Origin of the sequence: Taibaiella lutea, assembly GCF_008629695.1 — a bacterium.
GTDB classification, from domain to species: Bacteria; Bacteroidota; Bacteroidia; order Chitinophagales; family Chitinophagaceae; genus Taibaiella; species Taibaiella lutea.
This window is the reverse complement of sequence record NZ_VWSH01000001.1, coordinates 411332-435492: the sequence shown is the minus strand read 5'-3', so window position 1 is coordinate 435492 and position 24161 is coordinate 411332. Positions and strand designations below refer to the sequence as shown.

Genomic DNA, 24161 nt, shown 5'->3' with positions numbered 1-24161 from the left:
AGCAAAGGTTTTATTGTTTTTTGCGCTATAGTGTTTCATAAAATGTGGAAATGGATTTATTGTCCGGTTAAAATCTCATGTAATTAAAGTTTACCGAAGTCAACAAGAATTGTACTTGTTATATCAATTTCAAATTCTGAAATTTTACCGGAATATTGCTTGCTAAATATAAAGTTATTGTCAACAAATTTTTGCAATAAAAACGAACCACCGGTTAATTTAGAGAACCTGCAGGTTTTATTGCTTTTAAAATCAAACAGTCTTAAATTCTTAATTACATCATCATCTGTTTTAATACTATCCTTATCCAAAATTGTTCTGTTATATTCTTCAATTATTAAAAGCTTTCGTTGTTTGCAAATAAAATAGTTATTGCTAAAAAGCCCGTGATCAAACAAAGTTTGATGGTGATAAATTTTATAAATGGCATTCCAATGGTCTGCTTTTATAGGAACTAATTCGGGGTGAACGGCATCATGAAATTGCAGTCTTAAAACATTCCCGCTGTCAATATATAGTTGAATATTATCCATTCTATGTCGTCACTATTTACTTTCATTCACCTTCCCGTAATACAACAAATCCACAATTTCACCAGCAGTTGTAATATGGTCGCAGCGGATAAGTCCTTCCACCTCAAAGCCGCATTTCTCTGCAATTCTCCTTGCAGAAGCATTACTTGGATGTGTACGAAGGAATAATTTCTTTATACCGAATTCATGGAAGAAATAATCGGTTGCCAATTGCAGCGCTTTTGTTGCAATGCCTTTACCTGCATAGTTTTCATCAAAGAAACAGCCTAATTCCGCTTTCGGAATGTTCCAGGAAATCCTTTTCAGATCTATATAACCAATGAAGGAATTGTCCGTATTGTCAATTATAATATAAGGAAAATAAGTTCTGTCTGCTGCTTTTTGGACGTTCTCACTAAGAAAGGTAGCAGTATCTTCCAATGTATGTGTTTTAGAAGTTGTTCCCGCAAAGTAATCCATCAGCCGGTGTCTGTTTCTTTCAATCATCCGGAAATAAGGATGCAAATCATCGTTGGTCAATAATCTTACGGTGTAATTATCAAAATTCATTATGTATTGTCAGGTAATTAAAGGATTTATTAATAAAACAAAAAAATCGTTTGGCTTTTACACCAAACGATTAGAATTATTACAATTTCGCAGCTTGTATTCTTAAAATCTTCCTATTCTTCTTTTGAACACGCATTTTTTCAGGCACCAGTTTCAGTATTTCATCCATCAGGGTTTGTAATACCGTAAGCCTTACAAAATGATCGTTCGTTACCAGTGAAATCTCGCGGACAGGCTCTTCCCCATCAAAATAACGGACATTGTCGGCCTGATCTTCATTGAATTCAAAGGTTGCCAGTTCCGGAAGAATCGTTACGCCGCCGTTTTTATCCACCATCTTGCGCAATGTCTCTACATTACCCGATTCGTATTGATAAGGACGGTCTTGTTGCAGCTTCTCTACATGTTCACTGCAAAGATTCATAATCTGATTACGTAAGCAGTTGCCTTCGTTCAGCATCCAGATGCGTTTTAAATCTATATCTTCAGGCAAAACAGTACGTTTTTTCAACGCCTTTTCATCCTTTCCGAAGTAAGCCACCAGTGATTCGTAGAATAAAGGATATTCCTTGATATGGTTTTCTTCCAATGGCGTACTTAATAAACCACAGTCAATTTCATCATCTTTCAGTTTGCGGATGATGTCTTTTGTCTGCAATTCCGTTACCACCAGTTTCAGCTCCGGATGGGCTTTGGCATGGTTTTCCAACAGTTGCGGCAATATAAAAGGAGCCAGTGTAGGAATAATACCCACTCTGAAACTACCTGCCACAGTTCCTTGCCTGTGTTGAATCAGCTCCTGTATTTTGGCAGCTTCGGCAAGGATAACCTTTGCCTGCTTTACGATTTCCTCACCAACCTCTGTAGTTGCAATCGGATGTTTATTGCGGTCGAAAAGCCTGACATTCAATTCCTCTTCCAGCTTGTGTATCTGCATGCTTAAAGTGGGTTGTGTCACAAAACTTTTCTCTGCCGCTGCAACGAAACTTTTGTACGTCGCAACAGATACAACATATTCTAATTGGGTTATGGTCATAATATCTTGATTTTTTCGTGGAAACAAAGATAATAGATTGTAGCTTTGCACGGTTTAAAATTTACAGGAATAATAATGGTTACGAACGCTTTGGAGATAATTAAGGGCTGGATTGGAAGAGAAGTGGATAATTCGCGCTCCCCGGCAGGTAACTGGATGAAGCCAAGACTGGAAGCCGCAGAGAAAGGAAAAATAGAGATTTCCGTTTTAATCAGGAAGGAAATGTGTAATCCCTTTGGCAATATTCATGGCGGCATGATGTCTCTGGTTATAGACGAAGCGATAGGCTGGGCCATTGTTTCCCTTGAGGCGGAAGGACATTATACCAGTATTTCATTGAATATCGATTTCTTATACGCCGCAGCAGAAGGCGAGCGCATTACTGCAAAAGCCGAAATCATCAGGCATGGCAAAAAGATTATCAATTCTGAAGTACATGTATATAATGAAAGCGGTATATTGCTTTCCAAGGCAACAAGTAATCTTGTTTCAACCGGAATGAAGATAAAACCGGTGGGGTAGTGTTAGTCGATAGTGATTAGTTGTCAGTGGTTAGTAAATCGGTAGTAGTGGCGGATGGATCATGAATGGAGAATAGTAATTAGTGGTCAGAGAATAGTTTCAATACTATCGACTATCAACTAACGACTAAAAACTCCGGATTTTTACTTTTAAATTTTTACTTTTTATTTAATCTATGCTTAACGGTAAAAAAGTAGTGGTGGTGTTGCCCGCTTATAATGCAGCTTTAACTCTGGAAAGAACCTATAACGAAATTCCTTTTGATATAGTGGATGAAGTTGTGTTGGTGGACGACCATAGCAGGGATGAGACTTCTGAAGTAGGGCGCAGACTGGGCATTAAGCATATTGTAAGACATGAAAAAAATAAAGGTTACGGTGGCAACCAGAAATCATGCTATACCAAAGCAATGGAATTGGGTGCCGATATCGTAATTATGCTGCATCCCGATTACCAATACACACCCAAGCTGATTCCTTCCATGTGCTATATCATTGCCAATGAATTATATCCTGTGGTATTAGGTTCCAGAATATTGGGCAAAGGTGCATTAAACGGCGGCATGCCCATGTATAAATATATTTTTAACCGTTGCCTTACCTTATTTGAAAACATACTGATAGGCCAGAAGTTAAGCGAATACCATACGGGATACAGGGCATTCTCCGGTGAAGTTTTGCGCAATATTAATTTCATGGCTAATAACGATGACTTTGTTTTTGATAATGAAATGCTTTCCCAGATATTCATGAAAGGATATGAGATTGCAGAAATTACTTGCCCTACCAAATACTTTGAGGAAGCCTCCAGCATTAACTTCAGCAGAAGCGCAAAATATGGCATGGGCGTATTGCGGGTTTCGTTGCAACACCGTTTGCATAAATGGAAACTGGCTAAATACAAAATCTATCAATAAGCTATCAAACAGCAAATTTCCATGAACCGTTGGCTGCTTACCTTTCTTGTTACATGTTGTTTTCAATATAATGCCGTAGCGCAGGAAAACGGTGGCTGGAAAGGTTTTGGCATAGAAACAAATTTCACCATCGGGAAAATGATTAAGCATACGCCTAAATTCACAGGGCCTATTCCCGACCATAGTTACTCTTTTGAACTCAACCTGATAAAGAAAACTTACGGACAGAAAGACTGGCAGCAACGGAGGCATTACCCGCAGATTGGAATTGGTTTTTACTACAATAATTATAACATGCCCGATGTTTACGGACAGGCATTCGGTATTTTTCCCAACATACAGCTGAATATTATAAAAGGAGACCATTTTGAATGGACGGTAAGAGCAGGCATGGGCGTAGGTTACGATACCAGACCTTATGAACGCGAACCCAACCCGAACCTTGAAAATGTTGCCATTGGCGGGCACTGGAATAACATAAGCCCTTTCTCAACCGATATACGTTGGAAGGTAAACGAACATTGGGATTTACAGGCAGGAGTATGTTTTTCGCATGTATCCAATGCAGCTTTTCAGCAGCCGAATCTTGGTATCAATATGTATGGCGCACATTTTGGCCTGCGTTATTTTCCTGTTACATCAAAACCGGAACTGATCAAACGTACTTTACAGCCTTTAAAGAACAGGTGGTTGTTACAGGCACGTTACAGTATGGCTTTTATAGAAAGCAGTCCGGCAGACGGGCCTCTTAATCCCGTATATACAGGTGCCCTTTTTGTAAGTAAAAGATATTGGAGCAAGAATAAAGTATATGGTGGTGTGGATTATACTTATAACTCGGCGAAATATGCCAAGTTGAAAAGCATCGAACACTTTCAGGGACAGGAATACAAAGAATCGACGCAGGCCGCCGTATTCCTCGGTAACGAATTCCTGATTGGCCGACTCGGTATTTTGTTTCAGGCAGGTTATTATCTGCATAAGATGGATGAACAGACAGATAATATCTACGAAAAGCTCGGAGGCAATTTTTATTTAGTGCAAAAAGAGAAAGGGCCATTAAAGGAACTTTTTTTTACAGCCCTATTAAAAACACATGCCGCTACTGCCGAGTTTTTTGAAATGGGCATCGGGGTTGGATTTTAATAGATTTATACTGTAAATAATATAGTACAAAAGCATATTAGAAATACTTCATTCCGGGATATGATAAGGAGGAGTATAATAGGTGTTTCAAAAATGTTTTTAGCACAATCACATTGTCATTCTGAGGAACGAAGGAACTCTTAACGCTCCTAAACAAACAGACCTCTTACAAAGTATCATCATGGAACAAGCAGCATTGGCAAAGTTATCGGCTATTATACCACAGATAAGTGCTGTGCCGGGATTGGGACATCTTCCGGAAGCAGCTGTTATAGCAGCGCATCAGCAGGTTCCGCTTACTTCCATACGATATAATCCCTGCAAGCTTAATTTTTCCCAGCCAGAATTACCGGCAGTACCCTGGAGTAGTTACGGAGTTTATCTTACAGAACGGCCTGTATTTACATTAGATCCATTGTTCCATGCCGGTGCTTATTATGTGCAGGAAGCTTCATCGATGTTTGTGGAACATGCTTTTAAAAATACCGTTCAGCGTGGCGAAGTGCCTTTGCGCGTATTGGATCTTTGTGCTGCGCCGGGAGGGAAAAGCACCTTGCTGGCTTCCTTGCTTCATGAGGAAGATTTACTGATATCCAACGAAGTGATACAAACGCGTGCATCCGTATTGGCCGAAAACCTTACCCGCTGGGGACAAATGAATACCTGGGTCAGTAATAACGACCCGAAGGATTTTGCAAAACTGCCGGAATATTTTGATGTAATGCTGATAGACGCGCCTTGTACCGGTTCCGGTTTATGGCGCAAAGATGCAGATGCGCTTGACGAATGGTCGCGGGATCATGTAAAGCTTTGCAGCGAAAGGCAGAAAAGAATATTAGCCGACGCCTTGCCTGCATTGAAACAGGACGGCGTATTGTTATACGCTACCTGTTCTTATTCCGCCGAAGAAAATGAAATGGTATGCGACTGGATTTGTGAAAACATGGGCATGGAATCATTGAAAATTCCTGTAGAAACAGCATGGAACATAACCGAAACCGTTTCAGAAAAACACCATGCGGCCGGTTACCGTTTTTACCCCTGGCAACTGAATGGGGAAGGTTTCTTTCTGGCTGCTTTCAGAAAGAAAGAGGCCGCAGAACAGGAAGAACCTGCACGTAAACAAAAGAAACAGCAGCAGAAAGGCGGCAATCCTAAGGCGAAAGATGAAACACAACGTTGGAAAGCCTGGCTGAACAATGATTTTGCATTGATAGAAAAGAATGAAGAATGGTATGGCATACATGCCGCGCATAAAAAGGACTATGAATTGCTGCAACCTTTATTAAGGATAAAGAAAACAGGTACTGCATTAGGAAAAATCGCAGGTAAGGACATCATACCTGATCATGAACTGGCGTTGAGCATTCATCTGTCGGGAGATGTGAAAAGGGTAGCGGCCGATAAGGAAACGGCTTTGTTGTTTTTAAAGAAAGAAGAAGTACTGAAAGACAATCCGGTGAAAGGCTGGCAATTGCTGACTTATGAAGGATTAGGTCTGGGTTGGGGAAAATGGCTGCCCAACAGGATGAATAACTATTTTCCGAAGAACTGGAGGATAAGGATGGAGCTGAGGTAGCTATTGACTTTAGCTTTTAGTTGTCAGAAATTGGAATATGTAATTTTATCGTTGCGTTATTGCCCCTGAAGTTTAGATACTTTGGGGGCATTTATTTTTTATGAAACGCGGATTACGAATAATCGGGAGTGGTTTTTGAATAATCAGGTCGGGGGTTAAAATAATTGAAACAGAAGATTCCATAATTAAAAAGGAGGTTTTAATAATGAAGAATAAAGTTTCAATAATGAAATTTTAAGTTTAATAAATAGAATTACAGGTTTAAAAAACGAAGAAAAAAGTTTTAATAATTGAAACGTAAGATAAAATAATGGCAATGGAGGTTTAAATAAATGAAAAAGAAGTTTATATAAATGAAATAAAAGTTTGCATAAATGAATGGAAAGTTGAATTATTAAACTCAGTATTTGCCAAATAAACGGGATTTTTAAAATTATAGCCACATTCCTCCAAAATTGGAATGATTTTTGATAGTATATCAGTATCGTCTTAATAAATTTAAAATCAGGATATGATAAGACTAAATCTGGATCCCGTATTTACTGCAAGGGGCATAGAACGGCCCTATTACTTTTTGACACATAACGGGTTTACACATAATATTGCTAACCTGTTGATTGCAGGTAAACAGCAAGGTATCAATTTTAAATATCTGGAACGGCTGTGTACTTTGCTTTGGTGCGAACCTCATGATTTGTTGCTGTGGGAACCGGCAGACGTTACCAAAGTACCGGCGGATCATCCGCTGCGGCCGTTACTGCATACGGGTGACAAGGAAAAGAATTTCAGAAAAATGATGTCGAAGGTGCCTTACAAGAAATTGAATGATATTTCGGATGTTTTGAAGAAAGAGATTGAGGAGTAGGCTTGTTAAAAGCAATCATTTATTTATTGCCAAGTTAGCAAATAATATAAAATATGAAAACAAAATACAGTTGCCTCAATCACATTCTCATGCTGACAAAGAAAGCATCTTGTATATTATTTTTACCCTTTAATTGCGCAAACATAAACACTCACAAATGATAATCAGGGAAGCTGTAATAAGCGATATCAAACAGATGCAGGAAGTAAGAAATGCAGTTACTGAAAATGCATTATCAGATCCAAACCTTGTAACTGACAAGGACTGCGAAGTATTTATAACTGAAAGAGGGAAAGGATGGGTTTGTGAGATGGATAACAGGATAGCAGGTTTTGCTATTGCAGATCTGAAAGAAAACAATATCTGGGCTTTGTTTTTACGCCCGGAATGTGAAGGCAAGGGAATAGGTAAAAAGCTTCATGATACCATGCTTGACTGGTATTTTACACAAACAAAAAACAAGGTATGGTTAGGTACCTCGCCCGATACAAGAGCCGAAACGTTCTATAAAAATGCCGGATGGAAAGTTATAGGAATGCACGGAAAAAATGAGCTGAAATTTGAAATGACCTTTGACGATTGGATGAACAGAAAAGTTTCATCAAAATAGTTATATCATCTGGATAGAAAAAAATATACCATGAAAGGTTAAATGTTTTTTGAACCAATGGTATTGAATGCAAAATTAAAAATTGAATGAATCTGTTGACCGAATAAACAGAATGCCGTAATTTGAGGCATGTAAAATACATATTCATACACATGAGCATTAATCTCCTGCCGATTGCAACCGTTACAAATTCAAGAACCACACCCGTTGATGATCATTGGTCCGAAATCATTTCTGTAATTGAACTTGAAGACCATATCCCCACAGAAGCTTTCAACAACATAGCCGATTTCTCACATCTTGAAATCATCTTTTATTTTGATAAAGTAGTCGATAGCAGCATTGTTTTTTCAGGACGGCCGAGAGGAAACCCCGATTATCCTTTGGCCGGTATTTTAGCACAAAGAAAAAAAGACAGGCCTAACAAGATAGGCTTGTGCACTGTTGAGCTTTTAGAACATAGCGGCAGAACCATCAAAGTGCGAAACCTTGATGCAATAGATGGTACGCCCATACTGGATATAAAACCCGTTTTTAAAGAGTTTCAACCTGAAGGAGAAATTAAACAACCGGAATGGGTTGCAGACCTGATGAAAAATTACTGGCAATGAGAACCCTGATGTATTGCTTAATCCTTGTCATCCCGTTTTTGACAAGCTGTTCAACCGCAAAGAATAATGTTACTAATGGAAAAGAGGTGACCGCCGAAACGTCTTTAGATACATTGACGTTGTTTGATAAAGCGCGGAACAGGCAAATTCCTGTTGCATTCTATGCTTCCAAAGCCGCCGGTATAAACAAAAAGCAAAGAGTGGTTATTGTCAATCATGGATACGGGCAGAACTATGGCGGCAGTTATTTAAGTTATTCCTATCTGTCAGCCTACCTGGCTGCAAAAGACTTCTTTGTAGTAAGTATTCAGCACGAACTACCGACAGACAGTTTAATACCTTCGGAAGGTATTCCTCAAATCGTAAGAAGGCCGTTCTGGGATCGTGGTGCAGACAACATCTTATTTGTAATTAATGAATTAAAGAAAAGCCATCCAAATCTTGATTTTAAACACATAACGCTTATCGGACATTCCAATGGTGGCGATATGACCGCATTATTCCCGCAAAAATATCCCGGTATTGCTGATAAGATTATTACACTGGATAACAGAAGAATGGCTTTGCCGAGGACAAAACATCCGAAAGTGTATTCCCTGCGTTCGAGCGACCAGCCTGCAGATGAAGGTGTGTTGCCAACAGAGAAAGAACAAAAGGAATTTGATATAAAAATTATAAAGCTGCCCAATACCATTCATAATGATATGGACGACGATGCCACCGAACAGCAACGCAAGGAAATAACGGATTATGTAATTGGCTTTTTAAATGATTAAAGGGCGACATTAATGCCAGCCCTTTAATTGCTTATAAATATCTGTCTTTTAGCGGTTCAACATAATCTTTTGTGTGTCGGATGTATTGCCGTCACTGAATTTTAAAAGATACATACCATTGCTGAAAGCGCTGAGATCAATGAAATAATTATCTTTTGCTACATGGCTTAGTTGTATCTTCTTAAGCAAAGTACCCGTTATACTATAAATCTCCAGTTGAATATTCCGTTGCTCTGCAAAATTAAATGCAATGTTTACTATGCCCGTTGTATTTGGATTAGGATAGATATTAATGCTTCCGTTTAAATCTTTTCCTTTAGCCTGCGTGACTCCTGTTGCCGGTACATTACAGTTGGCCTTCACCGGATTCAGTGTTATCGCACCTGTGTTGACCGGGTCGAGCCAGGGTTTTAATTTACGGTAAGCCGAATCGCCATCTATGCTGTAATCCCAGTCATAGCTTATTTTGCTGAAAGCGGCATACTTCATATAAAAAGCCTGGCCGCCTTTTGAGTTGATGGCACAATTGTTGTCGGGATCGCCTGCTACAGAAGCAATGCCGATAGTATAACCGTCTTTGTCAAACAAAGAAGAACCTGACGAACCTTGTTCAATGCCTCCCGTATCTATGGAAGTAATTGCCCAATGTGTGCCGGGCCCATCAGAACCACCGGCCTCTCCATCAGGATCTATGTCCTGATCTGTGTACAGTTTTTTAATGTCAGCAGCGGCATGGTGAAAACCGATATATTTCTGAGGCGGGTTAAGGTGCGCAGGCATTGTGGCCGAACGGTTCCATCCGTTTAGATAAGCATCCCAGGAATCAGGAATTGCTGCTTTAGGCTTCAGCAACATAAAGTCGCCATTTATATGAGGCTCCGCGCCATTTACATAATTGGCACGTGCTACAAGGTTAACGCCATTCAAAGTACTGACAGTTGCCGGAACAGTACTGTTACAGGATTCCTTTTCAAAATTGAAACGAATCAGCATATATCTGAATGGAATAGCATCGACATTGCTATTGTTGGCCAAATCGCAGTGTGTGGCCGTGAGTATGTAAGGCGTGCAACTTGCAGGCGTATTGCCTGTATTATTAATAAGCGCTCCGGAACAAACACCGGCTTGTCCCGACGAATCTAAAGGAATGATAAGCTGGACAGTAGCTTTGCGTTGTATGGCATAGTTTGCTCCTTGTGGGCAGGTTGCATTGATTTCGCATGTAGAGCTGTGTCCTTCCAGATTATAAGGGTCCGGGTCGCCGTCAGTAGGCTTTGCTGCTGTGTTTTCATACCGGCTTAAATAGTCAATCGAAGCATAATATACCAACGCTTTTTCAATATGCAAGTTAATATCATCCATTGCCACATCCGCATCAATATCCAGCTCCAGATGTGCAATATGCCCTTGTATAGCTTCATTGGCAAATGCACCGTCCTGGTTATTAGCTTTGGTGTAAGCGCCCAGAACCTGTTTGCCGCTCTCATTGCTGATATAATATTTTACGCCTTCAGGCAGGTGAAACCTGTCATAGTATAAACCAATGCCGGGAGCGCCATCAATATTAATGTCAGCCTTCCATATTTTTTTGCCGTCAGGCAAATAAGTGAAGCTTCCTGATTCCGGAAAGCCGATATCTGTATTTGTAAAAAGACCGATGACATAAGGCGTTACCAGTCCTTTGTCTGCTTTTAGTTTGTTTTCACGTATTGCTTTTTGCCAGTCAGGCACTTCATAGCTATGTATGGCAGCCTGTACCGGATTTAGTTTTTCTTTGATGCTTAAAGGAAATCCACCGCTGCTTATCTGGGCAAAGCTTAATGATGCCGATATAAACAACGACGCGGTTAACGACAATCTTTTCATTAGTTTAATTTTATCTTATGAATAATAACAAACCTGTATCGGGTTTGCATAGTTCAAAAGTAATCCGGCAACAAGCATGCATGGGTTAACAATGCCCCAAATAAGGTTAAAAAAGGTTAATCAAAAAGAAGAATAACAATATCGGATTATGCTGTAATTTTATTTGCCTGAACCCAATAACAATAACCAGCAATGACGGAAAACCATTTCAAAAGCAGCTATGCCGCAATCAACGGACTGAATATGTACTATGAAATTCATGGACAAGGCAAGCCTCTTGTGCTGATTCATGGCGGCGGATCAACCATCGAAACGACCTTTGGCAGGATTATTCCGCTGCTTGCAAAGAACAGGCAAGTAATAGCAATGGAATTACAGGCACACGGACATACTAATGACCGTGATACAGGTTTGTCATTTGAACAGGATGCATATGATGTTGCCGCGCTTTTACATCATCTTAAAATAGAACATGCCGACTTTTTAGGCTTCAGCAACGGAGGGCAAACCATGATAGCTATGGCGCTTCGCCATCCGCATCTGATCCGAAAAATGATATTGGCTTCCATATTTTATAAAAGAAGCGCTGTTCATCCGCAGTTTTGGAATGGCTTTGACGGCGTAACAGTGGAACAGCTGCCACAGGTTTTAAAAGAAGGTTATTTAAAAGCAAATAATGACGAAGCGGGGTTGCTGAATATGTTTAACAGGGATGTGCAGCGGATGAAAAACTTTAAAGGCTGGACCGATGAACAAATGCAATCTATTGCAATGCCAACACTCGTTATCAATGGTAATCAAGATGTCGGAAGCCTGGAACATGCCGTTGAAATATGTCGCAATATTTCCTATAGTGAATTAGCGGTATTCCCCGGTGGACATGGCACTTATTTAGGAGCCATAGAATCAGTGGATGACGGTAAATTGCCAGCATTCAATGCTGCACCATTAATTGAAACCTTTCTTGATAAAGCCTGAAAAAAATATCAGACAATGAATGATAACAAACATCCTACTTACGGCAACGGTAAAATATGTTATATAGAAATGCCGTCTCTTGATGTCAATGTATCGGCAGATTTTTATGAAGCTGTTTTCGGTTGGGAAATCAGACGCAGAGATGACGGCAGCGTTGCTTTCAATGATGGAGTAGGAGAGGTGAGCGGCACATGGCTTACCCATCTCAAACCCGCTACGGAAAAAGGCAGCATGCTTATTTCCATTATGGTAGAAAACATTCCTGCTACAATTGACTTAATTACACGGTATGGCGGCAATATCATTTCAGTTGATATGCAATCAAAAGAAAAGACCGCAAAGTTCAGCGATCCGGCCGGCAATGTATTTGGTCTTTATCAAAGCAGTATGGGAAAATAGAAACACGTCTGGTGTCTGCTATGTAAAGAAAAGAAGCATCCCGGTTGCAATGTAAAAAGAGCAATCAGGATGCCTCATATTTTGACATGAACTGTAGAATTAACATAAAAAGGACTAATTCCTTGATTCATCCATATCATTCAGGTTGTCGGTTTTTTCCTTTGTAGTGGTTTGTATTTTAGCAGTCTTACCGGCTCCATTAGTTAACATGCCCGATTTGGGTGTTCTCATTGCAGCGCTGGTACTGGTATCAGCAGGTTTTACCGGCTGCTTTTTTGTTCTGCGCGCAGTGGTATGTGTTTTGGCTCTGGTCTTTTTCTTTGTTGTTGTAGTTTGTTGTCCAAAAGAGACAGGGGCCATAAATATAAAAGCCATTAAGGCAATGAGGAGCTTTTTCATAACGTATTTTGTTTGGTTAATATTCTTTGATGATATAGTAACAATAACGTTATGTTTTGGTTCACCTGTTCCGGATATTTACAGAACATTTGGATTTCCTGCGTATTACTGCACTACAGGATGTTGCTTTAGTAACAATAAACACCCGGCCATAAGCCGGGTGTTTATTGTTTTAATGAGTCCTTTTTTTTCGTTGTCTTACTATTCCTTTGCAGATTTTTGAGATATTGGCAGAAGACACATTATACTTAAACATAAGTTCATCAATTGATAGCGTCTTTCTGTCTTTTTTTATGGATTCAATAACCTCAGCCGGCAGGGACTCAAGCTTTAAATGTTTCATTGACCATAGTACAGTTAGATACTGCTAATAACAATCTGGTCACTGAATAGTTTGCTTCACAGGGTAGAACGATAACCTGAGTTTGCAAACAGGAAAAGAGATTCAGCCCTGACTATATATGTTTTCCTGTCTGTAATTTATCACTGTTTTTTGCCTGTCAATACCTTTACATATCATAGAAATGTTCTGATAAGATATATTGTACTTGAACACCAATTCATTTAAAGCATGTGACATCCTGTCTTTTTTAACAGCTTCTATGACTTCCGGCGATATAGCATTAGGTTTCAGTAATTTTCTCATGATAAAAAAATTAAGTTTGCAGATAGATATAACTTTATCGGTGTTAGTAATAATCTGAGGTCAAAATTAAAATGTCCGCTTGTGATTATAATAGGTATAATCACCTGATTTTAAAATTATTGTCATATTAACCGTAAAATAAAGAAGTCATAATCTTTCCATTACAGGCTTAAACATATATTGTGTTATATAGCCGGAAGATGCTTGTGAAATCAACCTGTAATATGAAATGGAGAACCCGGAAGTTCTGCAGCTTTTGATAATTTCTTCAGCTGCTGCAAATCCGGTTCCTTATAGCTGAAAGATTAATAAAAAGGCTTAGTTGCGGCAAACAATGTTCCCGTTTTTTAGCTCCGCTCCGTATAAATAGCTTAATTTCGCACCTCAAATAAAAAAACAGGCATCTTCTGATGCCATTAGCATATATATGTTATTAGCATTAAATAATGTCTCATTTTCCTTCGGCGCACGGCCTATGCTTACCGAAGCAAACTGGCAGATAGGAGAGAACGAACGCATTGGATTGATTGGGCCCAACGGCGCAGGCAAATCTACTTTGCTGCGTTTGATAATGGGTGAATATTCGATTGACGGCGGCAATATCCAACGTGCCAATGATACCACAATCGGATTCTTTAACCAGGATCTATTGAGCTTTTCTACAGATAACTCCATTCTTTCTGTTGGTATGACTGCTTTTGAAAAAGCAGTTGCCATTGAAAAAACTATGGAAAGCATTATGAAGGATCTGGAAACCAATGGCGATGACGAAGATTTGCTATTGGCTTACTCTGAGGCTTTGCATGATTTTGAAATGGCAGGCGGCTACGAAATGGAACATCGTACTGCTGAAGTTCTGGAAGGCTTAGGTTTCTCGACAAAAGATTTACAAAGACCCTATAATAATTTTAGCGGTGGATGGAGAATGCGTGTACTGCTTGCAAAATTAATGTTGCAACAGCCAGATATCCTTATGCTGGATGAACCTACCAACCACCTGGATCTACCGTCCATTGAATGGTTGGAACGCTATCTTACCAGCTATCCGGGCACCGTTATTATTGTTTCGCATGATCGTTATTTTCTGGACAGAATGGTGACGCGCATTGTAGAGCTATTCCAGCAAGACCTTATCAGCTATAGCGGTAATTATTCCTTTTACGAAGTGGAGAAGGCCACACGTATGGAGTTTCTGGAACGTGAGTATGAGAATCAGCAGAAATATATTGATCAGCAGGAACGTTTTATAGAACGTTTTAAAGCCAAGGCCAGTAAAGCGAAACAGGCACAAAGCCTTGTAAAGAAACTGGATAAGATTGAACGTATTGAAATGCCCGGAGGTTCAGGACCGAGGATGAATATCAGTTTTGATGTAGAAAAGCAGCCTGGTAAGATTATTGTTGATTTAAAGAATGTTTCCAAAAGCTATGGCGATGTAAATATATTGAAACATGCGAATGCTGAAATTGACCGTGGCGATAAAATTGCATTAGTCGGAGCAAACGGTAAAGGAAAGTCAACACTGATGCGTATCATAGCGGATATGGAATCATTTGAAGGCGAACGTAGCGGCTGGCATAATGTTAAGGCAAGCTTCTATGCACAACACCAACTCGAATCCTTGCATCTGGAAAATACTTTGCTGGAAGAAATGAAGAATTGCGGCAGTGGTAAGACCGAGCTGGAATTACGTCAGCTATTAGGTTGCTTCTTATTTGCAGGCGATGATGTTTTCAAGAAAATAAAAGTATTGTCAGGTGGTGAAAAAGCCCGTGTTGCACTTGCAAAAGTTATTGCAGGTAAAGCTAATTTCCTGTTGCTCGATGAGCCTACCAACCACCTTGATATTCAATCGGTGGAATTACTGATTGAAGCATTGAATAAATACCAGGGCACTTATATCCTTATTTCGCATGATCGTTACTTTGTCAGCCGTACAGCAAATAAATACTGGGAAATAGAAGATGGTAAAGTAAATGCCTTCCCGGGAACCTATGATGAATGGCACGATTGGAAAGAAGAAAAAGCGGAACGTCTGAAACAATTAGGTATTGCCAAGCAGGAACCAAAGAAAGTGGCGGAAGTGAAGAAAGAAGTGAAACCTGTTGACAGTAAAGAGCAGAACGACAAGAAGAAGGAACTTCAAAAGCAGCAAAAGGCATTTGAAAAGATTGAGGTGGAATTAGGTAAAGCCGAAGCTGCGAAAGCAAAGCTGGAACAGGATATGGGTAATCCTGAAATTTATGCCGACAAAGAAAAGTTTCAGAAAACAGAAGCTGAATACAAGCTTTGTGTGAGCCATCTGGAAAAAGTTCAGAAAGAGTATGATACTGTTTTTGAAAAAATGATTGAGCTGGAGGCTTAAAAATGGTTGAATGTTGAATGGAAATCTGAACCTGTAAAGGCAGATTGTTTATAAAACTAATACGCTGACAAAGGTTGATTCCTTGTCAGCGTTTCTCTTTTTAAAGCAAAAGAAAAAACCTTTGCATTGATGATCAGGGATGGTTCAAAGGGGCTTTCAAACAATAACAAAGATAGATGAACGGAAGTGTTGCTTATATACCCGTATCAAGGTATATTTGTAGTAAAATGAATATTGATAAAATATCTCATTTGAATAAATATTTAACCAACAAATCAATACCGGTAGCAATTGACGATGATGAAAAGCTTACCTGAAAAGGTCAGGAGCATGATTATACAGAAGATAAATGAAATAGACGGTATAGCTGATGATATTCCCGGTGTGGTGATTATCCATTTAATTGAAGACCTTTCTGTTCAGTATATTTCAAAAAGAGGACAGGCATACCTGGGTCGCACATTAGATGAAATTAAAATGTCAGGACCCGTTTATTATAATTATTTCAATAAGGAAGATCTGGATGATTATTTGCCAAAGGTAAAAGCATTGTTTGACGGAAATAAGCTAAATGAATCCGTTTCTTATTTTCAGCAGGTAAGGAGGGATGAAACCATGCCATGGTCCTGGCATTTCAGCACTTCAAAAATTCTGATGCAAAGCCCTGACGGAAACCCGCTTTTGAGTATTACCATTTCATTACCTGTTGATGCAGAGCAGCATGTCAATTCCAAACTGGAACGCTTATTGGAAGAATATATTTTCTTCCGTAAAAACAGAAAATTGTTCCTCAACCTCACTGTCCGGGAAAAAGAAATTTTAAGGCTGCTTGCGCTTTCAAAATCTGCAAAGGAAATTGCCCGGGAGCTTGTAATATCTTCACATACGGTAGAGACACATCGTAAAAACCTACGAAAAAAGCTGAACATTACTTCAAACTATCAATTGAATAAATTTGCGCTGGCGTTTGATTTAATTTAATAAAATTCAATCCTTTGAAAGCATTCTTTCAGGTAGATTCGGTGTAGTAAAAGCTTCAAAATTTGCAGAATCATTTTGCCGCTCCATGTCAGCTAAATGATTAAATTTGTCAACTATGAATAACAGAAAGATTAATAAGCAAGACGCACTTGATTACCACAGTCAGGGACGTCCGGGAAAAATAAAAGTTGTTCCTACAAAAAATACAAAAACACAGCGTGATTTATCCTTAGCCTATTCTCCTGGCGTTGCAGAACCATGTTTAGCTATCAAAGACAATCCTGAAGATGTTTATAAATATACAGCCAAAGGCAACCTGGTAGCAGTTATCAGCAATGGCACCGCAGTTTTGGGCCTGGGAGATATAGGACCCGAGGCAGGGAAACCTGTAATGGAAGGAAAGGGTGTGCTTTTTAAAATATTTGCCGACATCGACGTGTTTGACATCGAGCTGAATGCAAAAGGCGTAGAGGAATTTATCACTGTTGTAAAGGCTTTGGAGCCTACTTTCGGCGGCATTAACCTCGAAGATATCAAAGCGCCGGAATGTTTTGAAATCGAAAAAAGGCTCAAAGCAGAATTGAAGATTCCGGTGATGCACGACGATCAGCATGGTACGGCTATTATCTCTGCTGCGGCATTGATAAATGCATTGGAGCTGGTAGATAAGAAAATAGAAGAAGTAAGGATAGTGGTGAATGGTGCAGGCGCTGCAGCTATTGCCTGTGCAAAGTTGTATATTGAATTGGGCGCTTCCAAAGCCAATATACTGATGCTCGATAGCAAAGGCATTATCAATACTTCCCGTTCCGGCCTTGATGAAATGAAGCAGGAATTTATTATTGATACGCCATTAAATACTTTGGAAGAAGCATTAGTAAATGCTGATGTGTTTATCGGGTTAAGCAAAGCAGGTGTGTTAAACGCCGATATGGTCAAGAGCATGGCGGATAAACCGATTGTATTTGCGATGGCTAATCCTGATCCTGAAATTACCTGGGAAGACGCGATTGCTGCACGTCCGGAGGTCATTATGGCAACAGGCCGTTCAGATTATCCTAATCAGGTAAATAATGTTCTCGGGTTCCCCTTTATCTTCAGAGGCGCTTTGGATGTTCGTGCCACTACTATTAACGAAGCCATGAAAATGGCTGCCGTAAGGGCATTGGCTGCAATGGCCAAAGAGCCTGTTCCTGATATGGTTATGTTGGCCTACGGAGAAAAGAATCTTTCTTTCGGTCCGCAATATATCATTCCCAAACCATTGGATCCACGATTGCTGACTACTGTTGCACCTGCAGTTGCCAAAGCCGCGATGGAAAGTGGCGTCGCCCGTCAGCCTATTACTGATTGGGAAAAGTATGACCACGAATTGCAGGCAAGGCTTGGACTGGATAATTATATTGTAAGGGTGTTGTACAATAAAGCTCGTAAAGAACCACGCAAAGTTGTATTTGCCGAAGCTGATAATGTAAAAGTGCTGAAAGCCGCACAGATAGTGAAGGATGAAGGTATTGCACATCCGATTCTTTTAGGTGATGAACGCAAGATCAACCAGCTTTTAAAAGATAATAAAATAGATTTGAAGGATGCCGTCATCATTGATCCGAGAAGTGAAGATATGACGGAAACACGCAACCGTTTTGGTGAATTGTTTTTTGAAAAGAGACAGCGCAAGGGTTTCAACATGTATGAAGCTAAAAAAATCATGCGTGAAAGAAATTACTTCGGTTGCATGATGGTAGAAACCGGAGAAGCTGATGCATTGATATCAGGCCTTACAAGGAATTATCCCGACACTATTCGCCCTGCACTGGAAATCATCGGCATGGAAGAAAGCGTAAAGAAAGTGGCGGGTATGTATATCATCTTACGTCCGCAGGGTCCGTTGTTCCTGGCAGACACTACAGTCAACCTGAATCCGACTGCGGAAGAACTGGCTGATATTACACTATTGACAGCCAAAGAGGTGCGCCAGTTCAATATTGAACCGAGAATAGCGATGCTTTCTTATTCCAATTTCGGAAGCAGTACCACACCCGAAGCAAGAATGGTGGCGCAGGCTTATGAAATGGTAAAGAAAAAAGAACCAGGTTTAATAGTAGATGGCGAAATACAGGCATCACTGGCCTTTAATAAAGAAGTTTTAAAAGACAGCTATCCTAATTCACCGCTGATAGACGGAGAAGTAAACACTTTGATTTTTCCGAATCTTGCAGCAGGTAATATTGCTTATAATCTATTGATGGAAGTAGGCGGGTTTGAAGTTATCGGGCCTGTTTTGCTGGGACTGAAAAAGCCGGTACATATTCTTCAGTTGGGAAGCTCTGTAAGGCAGATTTGCAATATGGTTGCTATGGCCGTAATGGATGCGCAGGTTAAATGTAAATAAATTTAGTGGTTAGTTGATAGTCGTTAGTCACAAAATTAGAAGCTACTTCAGATTCTGATATGAACCTACTACTATCGACTAATCACTAACAACTAACCACTATCAACTATCGACTCATAAAATGGCATTAATCACTATAAATACACCTTTTAATATTGACCTTGAGTTTTCGCTGGCAGCGTTTTATAAGCGCATGTTTGCCTGGCTCATCGACCTTTTAGTGGTTTTTATTTATTGTTATATCATGTTGTTTTTTGTCTATCAGAATGTGATTGACGAAAACAGATGGAATGCTATAACAAAAGACAATCTCTCCTTGCTTTTGCTGATTGGCACCGTTCTTGTGCCGGTAATGCTCTATCATTTATTGTTCGAGATATTTATGAACGGCAGAAGCCCCGGCAAATTTTTCATGGGCATTAAAGTAATTAATATGGAAGGGGCTTCAGCTACCATTTCTCAATTGCTTTTAAGATGGATTTTGTGTCTGGCCAATTATTTCCTTATCGTAGTGATATTTATCACAAGCCCGATTTACTTATTTACAATTGCATTCTTCATGGGAGTGGTTTCATTGCCTGATATTATCTGTATCGCCGTAACCAAACATTCGCAACGGTTTGGTGATTTGGCTGCAGGTACTGTGGTTGTAGACACCAGATATAAAATGGACATTCATGAAACGATTTTTATGGATTTACAAGGGCAGACCTATCAACCGGTTTATCCTGAAGTCTTGAAACTGACAGACAGGGACATTAACGGCATACGGAATTTACTGGCCGGTAAATTGAATACGGATACGGAAAACTATATGATGCGGGTGGCTTACAGAATTGAAGAAGTGTTAAACATAAAAATGAACGGAGAACCCGTTTTTTTCCTGCAGACCTTACTGAAAGATTACAATTATCTGACGCAAAACAAATAATTGTGAAGAAATTGTTTTATTGCTCTGTTGTTTTATTGTTAGTCTCAGTCACTTTATTTGCTCAAAAAAAGAGTGTATCCAAAAGAAATCTTCCGCCGTTTTTAGCGGGCACCTGGATTTGGAAAGAGGTGGATAGTACATTTGGACATGAGACTGTAATAGAACTGTTATTTACCAACGAATACAATTGGAAATTAGGAAGAAGTATTGATGACGGTGCTGTTGAATATGAAGACATGGGTTCTTTCAAAGTTGTTAATGATTCTCTATTAATAATAAGCTCTGTAAAGGAAGGCAGAAAAGAACATCCCAAACCTTTAAAGCTTCTTTTTTTGAATAAAGACACCTTAAAGCTTCCGATAGGTTACGAACAAAATGGTACGTTATACACAAGAAAATACTAACCATTTATATTTCCAAAAATCAACAACCAATAATGGCAAGGAATATATCGAGCATAATTATCAATACAACGCAGGAAAATGTCTGGAATGCGTTAACGCAGCCTGAACTTGTAAAGCTATGGCAGTTCGGAAGCGAGCTTATTACAAACTGGGAAGCCGGTAGTCCTATCAAATTCAGGACAGCATGGGAAGATAAGGTTTTTGAGCAATGGGGGAAAGTTATAGAAGTTCATCCTTATGAAAGTATAAGGTATAGTTTATTTGCACCGAGACCGGACCTGGAGGACAAGCCGGAAAATTATTTTGAAATGAGTTATCTCCTGGAACCAAAAGATAATGGTACAATGCTTACTATCGTTCAGCATGACAACAGGCCCGGCGCAGTTCAGGAAGACCCGCAAGGAGCAGAGAATGCTATCTTACAATCATTGAAGCAAGTAGCTGAATCTCAAGAATAATTATATTGTCATTCCTGTTCCATCGGCTTTTTCTTATCCTTTAATTTATACATTTTGAATTATCTCGGACACGCTGTTTTATCATTTGGCAACCCAGAAACCCTTGCCGGTAATATGATAGGCGATTATGTGAAAGGTTCCGTTATTTTAGATTCCTTTCCGGAAAATATAAAAAAAGGGATTCAATTGCATCGAAAAATTGATGCCTTTGCAGATCAACATCCGGCAAGCCTGAAAGCCAAAAATCTGTTCAGGCCTGATTACCGATTGTATGCCGGCGCTTTTGTGGACAGCCTTTACGACCATTTCCTTGCCAACGATCCTCACTTCTTTCCTGCCGAAAAGAGCCTGTTTGATTTTTCTCAAAAGGTTTATGCAGATTTGGATAAACAAAGGGAATGGCTGCCGGAACAATTTCAAAAGATGTTGCCATATATGGTAAGCAGTAACTGGCTGTATAATTACCGGACGTTAAAAGGCATGAAAAATTCTTTTGACGGACTTGTGAGACGTGCAAAATACCTTGACAGCAGCGACAAAGCCTATGAAATTTTAGTGGGACATTATTATGAACTGAACCAATATTATTTCGATTTTATAGACGACGTCAGCAAATATGTCAAAAATGAGTTAAACAACATCTGACAAGAACCCAAGCGCTTAACTTTGTCAGCACAACCCTGAACTTTTTATTTTTTTAATTTGTTGGATGTTAAAGCTATCTTGATTTAATTTGCAAATCATGTATAATTAATATTCATAGGCTTTTATTACATTAACCAATATGTTTAACCCAAACTTCAAGATATCTTTTTTCCTTTTAACTTTTATAGTATTTTTTGTTGCCTGCCAGACGGTTTCGGAACAAAATGCGCTGGCAAGCCCGCCGGTGCCGCGTCCCGATAACACTACCTATTCTTCCATTAAGCTTAGTTTTGCCGATACCAATTCGGCAGAGGGTCAGGCCATTATTAAAAGGTTGGATTCTTTTTACGGAAGGGAAACAGCACACGGATTTAACGGCAGTGTCCTTGTGGGCTATAAAGGAAAAATTCTTTACGAACGTTATTTTGGTTACAGCAACAGAGCAACAGGAGCTAAATTAGGCCGCAATATATCAAGTCAGTTAGCCTCTACTTCAAAGCCGTTTACGGCGACAGCAATACTATGGCTATATCAGAATAAATACTTGAATATTGATGCGCCTGTTCAGAAATACCTGAAAGATTTTCCTTATCCGGAAATTACGGTTTCAATGTTGTTGAGCCAGCGCAGCGGTTTGCCGGACTATACAAAAATGGGCAACACTTACTGGAAGAGCAGTGCGTTTATGTATAATGAAGATTTATTGCAGCTGCTTGCAAAATTCAAACCCAGATTGAACTCCAGGCCTAATACAAGATTTGAATACAGCAATACCAATTTTGCCATGCTCGCCAGGATTGTTGAAGAAGTTGCAAAAATGCCTTATAAAAAATTCATGAAAGAATTCATTTTTGAACCTTTGGGCATGAAACATACTTTCGTTTATGATCCTGCTGACCGCAGCAATATCAATGATTTTGTTACGCAAAGCTATCAATACAATTGGTCTGTTTATAAAGAAACACCCGAAGACGGTGTGTATGGCGATAAAGGGATTTACAGTACCGTTGAAGACATGTACCGCTGGGACCAATCTTTTTACAATCATACCTTGCTAAGTGAAAAAGTGCAGAACATGGCATACACAGGTTATTCCAATGAAAGGCCCGGTGTGAAGAATTATGGTTTCGGATGGCGTATGCTGCAATTTAATGACGGTTATAAAATTATTTATCATAACGGATGGTGGCACGGCAACAACACTGTCTTTTATCGTTTTATCAAAGACAATTTTACCATTATTGTATTAGGCAATAAATACAGCACTGCTATTTACCGTCAGGCAAAACCGGTTTATAATATTGTAAAAAATACCGGAGAACATTCCAATATGGAATGGGATGATGCCGGCGGCAATAAAGAAGAGTAGTATAGATGTATTCTTTCCGGAAATGTTCCTGCTCATTTCAATAAATATTTCATATCCGTATATTGGAGAAAGGAGATAAATACCATCATTATGAAAAGTGCTATCCTGTGTCTGTTTGCATGTGTCTTTTTATTTTTGAACGGATGGTCACAACATCTCAAACCCGGTTTTGATAAGCAGGAATATATTGAATTGCTGAAAGTTAACTCCATGTTTGGCGATAGCGCATTTCGTGCTAATATTCCGCTTCCTGCCAATAGCACTTTCCTGTATCGCTCACCCGTAGTGGGCCTGGAGAATCGCTGGGATTTATATATAAGGAAAGATAAAGTTGCAATTATCAGTATAAGAGGCACTACCGCAAGTAAAGAAAGCTGGATGGCAAATTTCTATTCCGCTATGGTGCCTGCCGTTGGGGTATTGCATCTGAGTAATACGGATTCTTTTTCCTACCATCTTGCAGATGATCCTAAAGCTGCCGTACATGTAGGCTGGCTGCTAAGTGCCGCTTATCTTTCCAAAACAATCCTTCCTAAAATAGATTCTTTATACCAATCGGGTATTAAAGATTTCATCATTATGGGACATAGTCAGGGTGGGGCCATAACCTATTTAATGACTGCTTATTTATACAATCTCCAACAGGAAAACATTTTGCCACAGGATATAAGATTCAAGACTTATTGCAGCGCGGGGCCCAAACCCGGCAATCTTTATTTTGCTTACGATTATGAAAAAATAACCAATGGCGGCTGGGCGTATAACGTGGTCAATACGGCGGATTGGGTTCCGGAAACACCCATTACCATTCAGACATTACATGATTTTAATAAAACCAATGTATTTGCTGTTGCGCCCAAATTAATGAAGAAGCAAAAGTTTCCGATGAACTGGGTAGGTAAATATGTTTTCAATCGTTTAAGCAAACCCGGTCTGAAAGCGCAACGTGTTTATGAAAAATATCTCGGACGTTATGTTTCAAAGCAGGTACAGAAGCAATTGCCTGACCTGATAATACCGGATTATTATCATAGCACCGATTTCGTCAGAACAGGTAATTATGTATTACTGTATGCCGACAGCACTTACTATAAAAGGTTTCCCGATTCGGAAAGCAATGTTTTCATTCATCACATGTTTCAGGCTTATTTATACCTGAGCGAAAAATTGCCTGAAAGCCATTAG

General features: G+C 39.5%; 25 protein-coding genes. 19 read left to right on the top strand and 6 right to left on the bottom strand.

What is annotated here, in order from left to right; translation table 11 throughout:
* Positions 1-83 precede the first annotated feature (83 nt).
* The 3 genes from F0919_RS01880 to F0919_RS01870 form a co-directional block, all read right to left on the bottom strand.
* Positions 84-533: a hypothetical protein gene (locus F0919_RS01880; protein ID WP_150031011.1), complete on the bottom strand. Its 450-nt coding sequence runs from the start codon at positions 531-533 to the stop codon at positions 84-86.
* A gap of 12 nt (positions 534-545) precedes the next feature.
* The gene (locus F0919_RS01875; protein ID WP_150031010.1) at positions 546-1082 is read right to left on the bottom strand and encodes a GNAT family N-acetyltransferase; all 537 of its coding nucleotides are present in this window, start codon (positions 1080-1082) and stop codon (positions 546-548) included.
* Between the two features lie 79 nt (positions 1083-1161).
* Positions 1162-2118 carry a hydrogen peroxide-inducible genes activator gene (locus F0919_RS01870; protein WP_150031009.1) on the bottom strand — a complete coding sequence of 319 codons (957 nt, stop codon included), beginning with the start codon at positions 2116-2118 and terminating at the stop codon, positions 1162-1164.
* 75 nt (positions 2119-2193) lie between these two features.
* Here F0919_RS01870 and F0919_RS01865 point away from each other — a divergent pair, with 75 nt between their 5' ends.
* From F0919_RS01865 to F0919_RS01830, 8 genes are all read left to right on the top strand, one after another.
* A complete protein-coding gene (locus F0919_RS01865; protein ID WP_150031008.1) occupies positions 2194-2640 on the top strand; it encodes a PaaI family thioesterase in 447 nt (148 codons plus the stop codon).
* Between the two features lie 175 nt (positions 2641-2815).
* Entirely contained in the window at positions 2816-3556 is a 741-nt protein-coding gene (locus F0919_RS01860; RefSeq protein WP_150031007.1) for a glycosyltransferase family 2 protein, read from the top strand.
* Positions 3557-3577: 21 nt separating this feature from the next.
* Positions 3578-4702: an acyloxyacyl hydrolase gene (locus tag F0919_RS01855; RefSeq protein WP_150031006.1), complete on the top strand. Its 1125-nt coding sequence runs from the start codon at positions 3578-3580 to the stop codon at positions 4700-4702.
* Between the two features lie 181 nt (positions 4703-4883).
* Positions 4884-6281, top strand: a complete 1398-nt coding sequence (locus tag F0919_RS01850; protein WP_150031005.1) for a methyltransferase RsmF C-terminal domain-like protein — start codon at positions 4884-4886, stop codon at positions 6279-6281.
* Between the two features lie 511 nt (positions 6282-6792).
* Positions 6793-7146, top strand: a complete 354-nt coding sequence (locus tag F0919_RS01845; RefSeq protein WP_150031004.1) for a helix-turn-helix domain-containing protein — start codon at positions 6793-6795, stop codon at positions 7144-7146.
* A 157-nt stretch (positions 7147-7303) separates the two neighbouring features.
* Positions 7304-7756, top strand: coding sequence for a GNAT family N-acetyltransferase (locus F0919_RS01840; RefSeq protein WP_150031003.1), 453 nt, complete (start codon positions 7304-7306; stop codon positions 7754-7756).
* Positions 7757-7908: 152 nt separating this feature from the next.
* Positions 7909-8367, top strand: coding sequence for an SAM-dependent methyltransferase (locus tag F0919_RS01835; RefSeq protein ID WP_150031002.1), 459 nt, complete (start codon positions 7909-7911; stop codon positions 8365-8367).
* Positions 8331-9143 (top strand): alpha/beta hydrolase family protein, encoded by an 813-nt coding sequence (locus F0919_RS01830; RefSeq protein WP_216629351.1) that lies wholly within the window; start codon positions 8331-8333, stop codon positions 9141-9143. Before F0919_RS01835 ends, F0919_RS01830 begins: the two co-directional genes overlap by 37 nt.
* Positions 9144-9191: 48 nt before the next feature.
* Here the strand turns inward: F0919_RS01830 and F0919_RS01825 are convergent, their stop codons facing one another.
* The gene (locus F0919_RS01825; protein ID WP_150031001.1) at positions 9192-11009 is read right to left on the bottom strand and encodes a T9SS type A sorting domain-containing protein; all 1818 of its coding nucleotides are present in this window, start codon (positions 11007-11009) and stop codon (positions 9192-9194) included.
* Between the two features lie 192 nt (positions 11010-11201).
* On the opposite strand from F0919_RS01825, the gene F0919_RS01820 reads away from it, so the two are divergent.
* The gene (locus tag F0919_RS01820) at positions 11202-11987 is read left to right on the top strand and encodes an alpha/beta fold hydrolase (protein WP_150031000.1); all 786 of its coding nucleotides are present in this window, start codon (positions 11202-11204) and stop codon (positions 11985-11987) included.
* A gap of 15 nt (positions 11988-12002) precedes the next feature.
* Entirely contained in the window at positions 12003-12386 is a 384-nt protein-coding gene (locus tag F0919_RS01815) for a VOC family protein (RefSeq protein ID WP_150030999.1), read from the top strand.
* A gap of 114 nt (positions 12387-12500) precedes the next feature.
* Here the strand turns inward: F0919_RS01815 and F0919_RS01810 are convergent, their stop codons facing one another.
* Complete coding sequence (locus tag F0919_RS01810; protein ID WP_150030998.1) at positions 12501-12785, bottom strand: hypothetical protein; 285 nt, start codon at positions 12783-12785, stop codon at positions 12501-12503.
* Between the two features lie 445 nt (positions 12786-13230).
* On the bottom strand, positions 13231-13431 hold the full coding sequence (locus tag F0919_RS01805) for a hypothetical protein (RefSeq protein ID WP_150030997.1): 201 nt from the start codon (positions 13429-13431) through the stop codon (positions 13231-13233).
* A gap of 427 nt (positions 13432-13858) precedes the next feature.
* Between F0919_RS01805 and F0919_RS01800 the strand changes: the two genes are divergently transcribed.
* The 9 genes from F0919_RS01800 to F0919_RS01760 all read left to right on the top strand — a co-directional run bounded on the left by F0919_RS01800 (position 13859) and on the right by F0919_RS01760 (position 24161).
* Complete coding sequence (locus F0919_RS01800) at positions 13859-15796, top strand: ABC transporter ATP-binding protein (protein ID WP_150030996.1); 1938 nt, start codon at positions 13859-13861, stop codon at positions 15794-15796.
* 330 nt (positions 15797-16126) lie between these two features.
* Positions 16127-16777 carry a response regulator transcription factor gene (locus F0919_RS18755; protein ID WP_190277228.1) on the top strand — a complete coding sequence of 217 codons (651 nt, stop codon included), beginning with the start codon at positions 16127-16129 and terminating at the stop codon, positions 16775-16777.
* 115 nt (positions 16778-16892) lie between these two features.
* Positions 16893-19169 carry an NADP-dependent malic enzyme gene (locus F0919_RS01790; RefSeq protein WP_150030995.1) on the top strand — a complete coding sequence of 759 codons (2277 nt, stop codon included), beginning with the start codon at positions 16893-16895 and terminating at the stop codon, positions 19167-19169.
* Positions 19170-19290: 121 nt separating this feature from the next.
* A complete protein-coding gene (locus tag F0919_RS01785) occupies positions 19291-20100 on the top strand; it encodes an RDD family protein (RefSeq protein ID WP_150030994.1) in 810 nt (269 codons plus the stop codon).
* Positions 20101-20102: 2 nt separating this feature from the next.
* Complete coding sequence (locus F0919_RS01780; protein WP_150030993.1) at positions 20103-20504, top strand: hypothetical protein; 402 nt, start codon at positions 20103-20105, stop codon at positions 20502-20504.
* Between the two features lie 32 nt (positions 20505-20536).
* Complete coding sequence (locus tag F0919_RS01775; RefSeq protein ID WP_150030992.1) at positions 20537-20962, top strand: SRPBCC domain-containing protein; 426 nt, start codon at positions 20537-20539, stop codon at positions 20960-20962.
* 54 nt (positions 20963-21016) lie between these two features.
* Positions 21017-21607: an acyl carrier protein phosphodiesterase gene (locus F0919_RS01770; RefSeq protein ID WP_150030991.1), complete on the top strand. Its 591-nt coding sequence runs from the start codon at positions 21017-21019 to the stop codon at positions 21605-21607.
* A gap of 139 nt (positions 21608-21746) precedes the next feature.
* Positions 21747-22976, top strand: coding sequence for a serine hydrolase domain-containing protein (locus F0919_RS01765; protein WP_150030990.1), 1230 nt, complete (start codon positions 21747-21749; stop codon positions 22974-22976).
* Between the two features lie 90 nt (positions 22977-23066).
* Positions 23067-24161, top strand: a complete 1095-nt coding sequence (locus F0919_RS01760; protein ID WP_150030989.1) for a lipase family protein — start codon at positions 23067-23069, stop codon at positions 24159-24161.